General features: G+C 70.9%; 9 protein-coding genes. 6 read left to right on the forward strand and 3 right to left on the reverse strand.

Translation table 11 applies throughout. The annotated features are described in order from the left end of the window. On the reverse strand, nt 1–671 hold a 671-nt coding region (locus tag IM632_RS00550; RefSeq protein WP_296551912.1), incomplete at its 3' end, for a Coq4 family protein. A gap of 102 nt (nt 672–773) precedes the next feature. On the opposite strand from IM632_RS00550, the gene IM632_RS00555 reads away from it, so the two are divergent. From IM632_RS00555 to IM632_RS00575, 5 genes are all read left to right on the forward strand, one after another. Beyond that, nucleotides 774–977, forward strand: a complete 204-nt coding sequence (locus tag IM632_RS00555; RefSeq protein WP_296479992.1) for a ribbon-helix-helix domain-containing protein — start codon at nt 774–776, stop codon at nt 975–977. A 33-nt stretch (nt 978–1,010) separates the two neighbouring features. Next, the gene (locus IM632_RS00560) at nt 1,011–3,371 is read left to right on the forward strand and encodes a UvrD-helicase domain-containing protein (RefSeq protein WP_366817171.1); all 2,361 of its coding nucleotides are present in this window, start codon (nt 1,011–1,013) and stop codon (nt 3,369–3,371) included. A 67-nt stretch (nt 3,372–3,438) separates the two neighbouring features. After that, nucleotides 3,439–4,332 (forward strand): alpha/beta hydrolase, encoded by an 894-nt coding sequence (locus IM632_RS00565; RefSeq protein ID WP_296479991.1) that lies wholly within the window; start codon nt 3,439–3,441, stop codon nt 4,330–4,332. Further along, the gene (locus tag IM632_RS00570) at nt 4,329–4,733 is read left to right on the forward strand and encodes a hypothetical protein (RefSeq protein ID WP_296479990.1); all 405 of its coding nucleotides are present in this window, start codon (nt 4,329–4,331) and stop codon (nt 4,731–4,733) included. The genes IM632_RS00565 and IM632_RS00570 overlap by 4 nt, the downstream gene beginning before the upstream one ends. Beyond that, a complete protein-coding gene (locus tag IM632_RS00575; protein ID WP_296479989.1) occupies nt 4,730–5,596 on the forward strand; it encodes a 50S ribosomal protein L11 methyltransferase in 867 nt (288 codons plus the stop codon). Before IM632_RS00570 ends, IM632_RS00575 begins: the two co-directional genes overlap by 4 nt. A gap of 88 nt (nt 5,597–5,684) precedes the next feature. On the opposite strand, the gene IM632_RS00580 is transcribed toward IM632_RS00575, so the two are convergent. Continuing rightward, nucleotides 5,685–5,885 carry a GIY-YIG nuclease family protein gene (locus tag IM632_RS00580; RefSeq protein ID WP_296479988.1) on the reverse strand — a complete coding sequence of 67 codons (201 nt, stop codon included), beginning with the start codon at nt 5,883–5,885 and terminating at the stop codon, nt 5,685–5,687. Between the two features lie 71 nt (nt 5,886–5,956). Further along, nucleotides 5,957–6,514 (reverse strand): GNAT family protein, encoded by a 558-nt coding sequence (locus tag IM632_RS00585; RefSeq protein ID WP_296479987.1) that lies wholly within the window; start codon nt 6,512–6,514, stop codon nt 5,957–5,959. 248 nt (nt 6,515–6,762) lie between these two features. Here IM632_RS00585 and IM632_RS00590 point away from each other — a divergent pair. Next, a partial coding sequence (locus IM632_RS00590) for an aminopeptidase P family N-terminal domain-containing protein (protein WP_296551913.1) occupies nt 6,763–7,149 on the forward strand: 387 nt, incomplete at its 3' end.

Here is a 7,149-nt window from a genome sequence, read left to right on the forward strand (position 1 = left end):
CGCTGGCGCGCCTGGTCCAGGGGCTCGGCGAACAGGGCCTCGTAGTCCTGGGCTAGCAGCCACTTCGCCGACTTCCCCCGCTGGTAGCCCTGCCAGATGGCGCGCACGTAGGGATAGCGACCGCCGCGGGTGCGGGAGATTGCGCCCAGGGCGATCAGGGCCCAGCCGAGGCTGCGGGTCTGCGGATAGGAGAAGGCCACCAGGCAGGCCTCGCCCAGGCCATCGCGGCCGTAGCCGCTCAGCACGTGCCAGACGTCGTGAACATCGCGGATGCGCCGGCCCATCCAGGCCACCGGATGCGGGGCGTCAATCTCGCCGGCGCCCTCACGGCTGACATCGGCGAGGCCATCGGCCGAGATCTGCTGGGAGCGGATGAAGTGGCGGTAGGCCGCGCCGACCGAGCCCTGCGGGAAGGTGTCCAGCCAGGCGTCATCCATCAGCCGGTGGGCGAACTCCTGGCGCTCGTACGCGATGCGGCCGCCCTGCAAGGTCGAGCAGAGCCGCTGATAGCACTTGTTGGTGGAGTCGCCCGACAGGGCCCGCATGATCTCGAAGACCTGGCGGGTGTCCTCCTTGTTGCGGAGCAGGCGCCGCAGGGCGCGCAAGGCGGCCCCCCAGTCGCGGCGGGGGGCGGGAAGCGGCCTGTCGGCAGTCAGAACGTCGGCGGTCATGGCGTCCACTAAACACTGCTAAGTTAAAAGGAAGTAGCGCCGCACGGGTCCGGTTTCAAGGGTCTGCCGCCCTTCGCCGACATGCTGTATGCCTGCCGACACATGACCCTCAGGAAGCGCTCCCTCAACCTCGCCGGCCACGCCACCTCCCTGGCGCTGGAGCCGGAATTCTGGACGGCGCTGGAGGCGCTCGCCGCCGCCAGGGGTCTGCGACTGGCCGCCCTGGTGGCCGAGATCGACGCCGGTCGGGGAGCCCGCCCCCTCGCCTCCGCCTGTCGTATCGCCGCCCTGCAGGCGAAGGGCTGAACCGCCCGCGCCGCGCGTGCTACATCCGTTCGCATGTCGGAGACGGAATCACTCGGCGGGCCGGAGGCGGGGCGCGGCCTCACCCTCAGCCAGAGGGCCAGCGCGGGCCTGCGCGCCGGGGCCGAGCCAGACTACCTCAAGGGCCTGAACCCCGAGCAGAGGGAGGCCGTGGAGGCCGTCGAAGGCGCCGTGCTGGTGCTGGCGGGCGCCGGCACGGGCAAGACCCGGGTCCTGACCACGCGCCTGGCCCACATCCTGGCCACGGGCCGGGCCCGGCCCTGGGAGATCCTGGCCGTCACCTTCACCAACAAGGCGGCGCGGGAAATGCGCGAGCGCCTCGCCGCCATCCTCGGGCCCGAGGCCGAGGGCCTGCGCTGGCTGGGCACCTTCCATTCCATCGCCGCCCAGATCCTGCGCCGGCACGCCGAGATCGTGGGGCTGAAGTCCACCTTCACCATCCTCGACACCGACGACCAGGAGCGCCTGATCAAGCAGGTGATGGAGGCGGCCAACATCGACGTGAAGCGTTGGACTCCCAAGGCCCTGGCCGGCCTGATCGACCACTGGAAGAATCGTGGCTGGACGCCGGAGAAGCTGCCCTCCGGCGAGGGGGCGGGTTTCGCCGGCAACAGGGTGCAGGAGCTCTACCGCGCCTACCAGGATCGCCTGCGGGTGCTGAACGCCTGCGACTTCGGCGACCTCCTGCTTCACAACCTGACCCTGCTCCAGGCCCGACCGGACATCCTGGAGGAGTACCACCGCCGCTTCCGCTACATCCTGGTCGACGAGTACCAGGACACCAATGTCGCCCAGTACCTGTGGCTGCGCCTGCTGGGCCAGTCGCGGGGCAATGTCTGCTGCGTGGGCGATGACGACCAGTCGATCTACGGCTGGCGGGGCGCCGAGGTGGACAACATCCTGCGCTTCGAGAAGGACTTCCCGGGGGCGAAGGTCATTCGGCTCGAGCGCAACTACCGCTCCACCGCCCACATCCTGGGCGCGGCCTCGGGCCTGATCGCCGCCAACCGAGGCCGGCTGGGCAAGACCCTGTGGACCGAGGCGGAGGGCGGAGCCAAGGTCCGGGTCCGCGGCGTCTGGGACGGCGAGGCTGAAAGCCGCCTTGTCGCCGAGGAGATCGAGCGGGCCCACCGGGGCGAGCGCGACGAAGCCCCCCTCGCCTACCGCGACATGGCCATCCTGGTGCGGGCCTCCTTCCAGATGCGCGCCTTCGAGGAGCGCTTCGTCCTGATGTCCATCCCCTACACGGTGGTGGGGGGGCCGCGCTTCTTCGAGCGGGCCGAGATCCGCGACGCCCACGCCTACCTGCGCCTCGTCCAGTCGCCGGACGACGACCTCGCCTTCGAGCGCATCGTCAACACCCCCCGCCGGGGCATTGGCGAGGCCTCCGTCCAGAAGCTGTTCCAGATCGCCCGGGCCTCGGGCGTCTCGGCCCTGGCCGCCGCCCGCGAGGCCGCCCTGACGGACGAACTGCCCGCCCGAACCCGCACCGCCCTCTCGGGCTTCCTGCGAGACCTCGACCGCTGGACGGCCCTGTCCCGCGACACCCACCACGCCCGCCTGACCGAGACCATACTGGAGGAAAGCGGCTACACCGACGCCCTGCGCGCCGACCGCACCCCCACCGCCCAGACCCGGCTGGAGAACCTGAAGGAGCTCGTCCAGTCCATGGACGCCTTCGACACCCTTTCAGCCTATCTGGAGCACGTCTCCCTGGTGATGGACATGGACCGCGGGCCCCAGGCCGACGCCGTGCAGATCATGACCCTGCACTCGGCCAAGGGGCTGGAGTTTCCCCTGGTCTTCCTGCCCGGCTGGGAGGAAGGGGTCTTCCCCTCCCAGCGCAGCCTGGACGAGACCGGCGAGAAGGGCCTGGAGGAGGAACGGCGCCTCGCCTATGTCGGCCTGACCCGCGCGCGGAAATCGGCCCGCATCTCCTTCGCCGCCAACCGCCTGGTCTATGGCCGCTGGACCAGCCAGCTGCCCAGCCGCTTCGTCGACGAGTTGCCGGAGGCGCACGTCGAGGCGGTCTCCGAGACCGGCTACTTCAGCGGCGGACCCGGCATGCAGGCGGCGGCCAGCCGCTGGGACGAGACCCCGGCCTTCGGCTCCGGCTACGACTCCCCCGGCTGGCGGCGGGCCCAGGACCGGGGGCGGCCCGCGGCCCCCGTCAACCGCAAGGCCGTGATCGAAGGTGAGGGCAAGCTCCTGGCGGTCTCAGACCCCCAGTCCAGCGCCTATTCCCGGGGCGACCGCGTCTTCCACCAGAAGTTCGGCTATGGGCGGGTGCTGGCGGCGGAGGGCTCCAAGCTGACCGTGGCCTTCGACAAGGCCGGCGAGAAGAAGGTCCTCGACAGCTTCGTGGCGAAGGCCTGAGGCCCAGCCGCCGCTTGCAGGCGGGCGCCCGCCGCGCCATCGTGCCGCCCCTGACAGGGAGAGACGGATGGCCAGGCTGACCGCGAACGGAATCGAGATCGAGTACGACATCCACGGACCCGAGGGCGGAGAGCCTGTCGTCCTGGTCATGGGCCTGGGCGCCCAGATGATCCGCTGGTCCATGGACATGGTCGGCGACCTGGCCGGGCGCGGCTATCGCGTGGTGCGGTTCGACAACCGCGACGTCGGTCTGTCGCACCGGTTCGACGACGTTCCGCCGCCCAGCATCGGCGACGTCGCCAAGGCCGTGCGCGAGGGCCGGCGGCCGGACGTGCCCTACTTCCTCTCCGACATGGCCGCCGACGCGGCGGGCGTCATCGAGGGCCTGGGTTTCGGCTCCGCCCACGTGGTCGGCGCCTCCATGGGGGGCATGATCGTCCAGATGCTGGCGGCCGAGCACCCACACCGGGTGCGCTCGATGACCTCGATCATGTCCACCACCGGCAATCCGGGCCTGCCGCCGGCCAGGCCCGAGGCGGTGGCCTTCCTCGTGAACCGGGGCCCGGATCCGCACACGGACCTCGAGGCCTTTCTCGACCATGGCCTGGCCTCGGCCAGGGTGATGGCGGGACCCGCCGGGGTCCTGGACGAGGCCGCCGAGCGCGCCGGAATCGAGCAGTCCTTCCGGCGCGCCTATTACCCCGTCGGCTTCCTGCGCCAGTATGCGGCCATCCTCGGCAGCGGTGACCGCCGGGAAGCCCTGCGCCGCATCACCGCCCCCACGGTGGTGATCCATGGGGCGGACGATCCCCTTGTGCCGGTGGAGGGCGGCCACGACACCGCCGCCTGCATCCCCGGCGCCGAGATGCACGTGCTGGAGGCCATGGGCCACAACATCCCCGCGCCCCTGATCCCGAAGGTCTGCGACCTGATCGAGCGGGCCGTGCGCCGCGCCGCATGAAGATCGAGCTGGCGGGCGCGGCGGCCTTCGCCTGCCTCGGCCTGATCGCGGGCGCCCTGCTGCGGCCTCAGCCTGCCGACTTCCGGCCAGATCCGGCCTTCGAGACGCCCGGCTTCACCGGTCCTCCGGACGGCCCGTTCGGCGGCGCCGACCCCACAGGGGGATGGAGCGGCGGCGGATGGACCGGGATTGGCCCGGTCCCGGACTATGTGGTCGGCACGGACTCCCTCCAACCGCCTTCGGGTTATGTCCCGCCGCCCCCCGCCTGGGAGGAGCCTCAGCCCGCCGCCGAGGCGGCCCCGCCCCCGGGGCCTCCGGCGGAGGCCATCGCACCCGCGCCGCCGGCCTCCGCGCCGGGGCCCTCGCCTTCCCCGCCGGAGCGCCCTAAGGAGGGCGAATGAGTGACGACGCCGTCCAGATCATCGCCCGGGGGCCCCGCGCCGCCGCCGAGGCCGCCGCCGCGAGCCTCGACGCCGACCCGCTGTTCGAGGGAACGACCTATTCCATCCTGGAGGAGGACGAGGACCACGACGTCTGGCGGATCGACGCCTTCCCCACCACGACCGAGGAAGCTGACGGCCTGAAGGCCCGGCTGACCGCCCAGCCCGGCCTGATCGTCACGGTGGAGGACCTGGCCGATGCGGACTGGCTGGCCATGTCCCTCTCCGGCCTGCCCCCCGTCCGCGCCGGGCGCTTCTTCGTCTACGGCGCCCATGACCTGGGCCAGGTTCCCGCCAACGCCGTGGCCCTGCGGATCGAGGCCGGGGCGGCCTTCGGCACAGGCCATCACGGCACCACGGTCGGCTGCCTCCAGGCCTGGAACGACCTCATCAAGGCCCGCCGCTTCGGCAAGGTGCTGGACGTCGGCGCCGGCACCGGCGTGCTGGCCATCGCCGCCGCCCGAACGGGCGCCCGCCTGGCGCGCGGTACGGACATCGACGCCCCCTCCGTCCGCATCGCCCGGGAGAATGCGGCCCTGAACGGCGCCCGGGCCGAGTTCGTCCACGCCTCGGGCCTCGGCCACCGACGCGTGCGCTCGGCGGCGCCCTACGACCTGGTCTTCGCCAACATCCTGGCCCCGCCTCTTGTCGCCCTGGCCCAGGACATCCGCGGCGCCCTGCGCCCCGGCGGCGTCGCCATCCTGTCGGGCCTCCTGCGCACCCAGGAGCGGCGGGTGCTGGCGGCCTACCGCTCTCGGGGGTTCCGCCTGCTGCGCCGCATCCACCGCGACGCCTGGGCGACCCTGGTGCTTGAGCGGCCCTGAGGGATCAGGCCACGACCAGCCCTGCACCAAGCTCAGCGCATCACAAGCGCAGGCGTTCCTGCAACTTCTGATTAACCAGGTGGGCCTTTCAGGCCGCCTGCATCTCGCGGTTGGGCGAGCCGCCGTGCCGGAGGCTGAACCAGATGCTGTTCTGCTGGGCGTCGAGGTTCCGGCTCACGCCCAGCCAGGCCTTCCCCGCAGGCGTGCAGGCCACGCGGAAGATCCCCGCCCGGGACTTGCGACCCTCCTTCCAGGCATGGGCAGTGTCTCGGCGGCGTTGCTTGTCCACGGTCTCATCCTCGACGTGAGCCAGGCTCCCTACAGCGGCGACCCGCCTTCGTCAATTATACCCGGATGTTATTAGCGATTGGCCGCGCGCCATTCGTCAGCCAGCAGCGCGTAGACATAGCTGTCGCGCCAGCCGTCACGGGCCTTGAGGTTCTTCAGCATATGGCCCTCGCGGCGCATCCCCACCTTCTCCATGATCGCATAGGAGCCTTGGTTGCGGGCGTCGCAGGTGGCCCAGATGCGGTGGTGGCCCAACTCCGTGAAGGCGATCCGCGCTAGGGCTCGGGCCGCCTCGGTCCCATAGCCCTTCCCCCACGCGTCCCGGCTGTAGCAATAGCCGACGGCGCTGTTGTCGCTGTTGGCGTCGTGCAGAGAGATGGAGCCGATCATTTCAGACGTTGCCTTCACCTCGACGGCCAGGCTCAGCTCCTCCCGCGGCCAGGTCTTCTGCCGTTCAAGATTGCGGTCCAGCACCTCTCGGGTGACCTCCAGGGTGTTGGGGCCCCAGGGCATGTAGCGCACCACCTCCGGGTCGGTGGCGTAGGCGTGGATGGAGTCGAAGTCGTCTTCACGGAAGTCGCGCAGCAAAAGCCGCTCAGTCTCGATGGGGAGCCAGAATGGGGTGGACACGGGAACGATCCGATTCAGGAGGGTTGGGCGGGTTCGAGGTCTTGCCAGACCCCGACCGATGTTGGCGGGGTCTGGTTCGAGGCGGCGTCAGCTCAAGGCGTGCGCATTCGAACGACCCCGGTGGGATCGTTGGAATTGGAGCAAGCGAGAGCCTCAGCGCGAACCATGGGCGGCTCGTAGCCGAGCTTGCCGCAAACCGCAAGATTGCGGCCTTTGCGCACCCCACAAGTCGGGCCTAGATAGCGCTCATGCGCCAGAGCTTCAAAGAGTCCGCCGATCCGTCCTACGGGTCCCGCCACCTGCCCCGCATCCGCGCCGCCATGGCCGCCCAGGGGCTCGACGGCCTGCTCGTGCCCCACGAGGACGAGCATCAGAACGAATACCTGCCCGCCGCCAACGACCGGCTGGCCTGGGCCACGGGCTTCACCGGCTCGGCCGGCGCCGCCATCGTGATGGCCGACCGGGCCGCGGTCTTCGTGGATGGCCGCTACACCATCCAGGTTCGGGCCCAGGTGGACGCCGCCCTGTTCGAGATCTGCGACCTGGTGGTCGGCGGGGTCCCGGCCTGGATCGAGGCCAACACCCGCCCCGGCCAGGTGATCGGCTACGATGCGCGCCTGCACAGCCCCGACGCC

It is taken from the genome of Phenylobacterium sp. (assembly GCF_020402505.1).
In the GTDB taxonomy this organism is placed as follows: Bacteria; Pseudomonadota; Alphaproteobacteria; order Caulobacterales; family Caulobacteraceae; genus Phenylobacterium.

What these genes read in the sequence shown, in the direction of transcription:
- IM632_RS00555 (WP_296479992.1), top strand. Translation starts at nt 774, where the DNA reads ATGACCCTCAGGAAGCGCTCCCTCAACCTCGCCGGCCACGCCACCTCC.
- IM632_RS00560 (WP_366817171.1), top strand. Translation starts at nt 1,011, where the DNA reads ATGTCGGAGACGGAATCACTCGGCGGGCCGGAGGCGGGGCGCGGCCTC.
- IM632_RS00565 (WP_296479991.1), top strand. Translation starts at nt 3,439, where the DNA reads ATGGCCAGGCTGACCGCGAACGGAATCGAGATCGAGTACGACATCCAC.
- IM632_RS00570 (WP_296479990.1), top strand. Translation starts at nt 4,329, where the DNA reads ATGAAGATCGAGCTGGCGGGCGCGGCGGCCTTCGCCTGCCTCGGCCTG.
- IM632_RS00575 (WP_296479989.1), top strand. Translation starts at nt 4,730, where the DNA reads ATGAGTGACGACGCCGTCCAGATCATCGCCCGGGGGCCCCGCGCCGCC.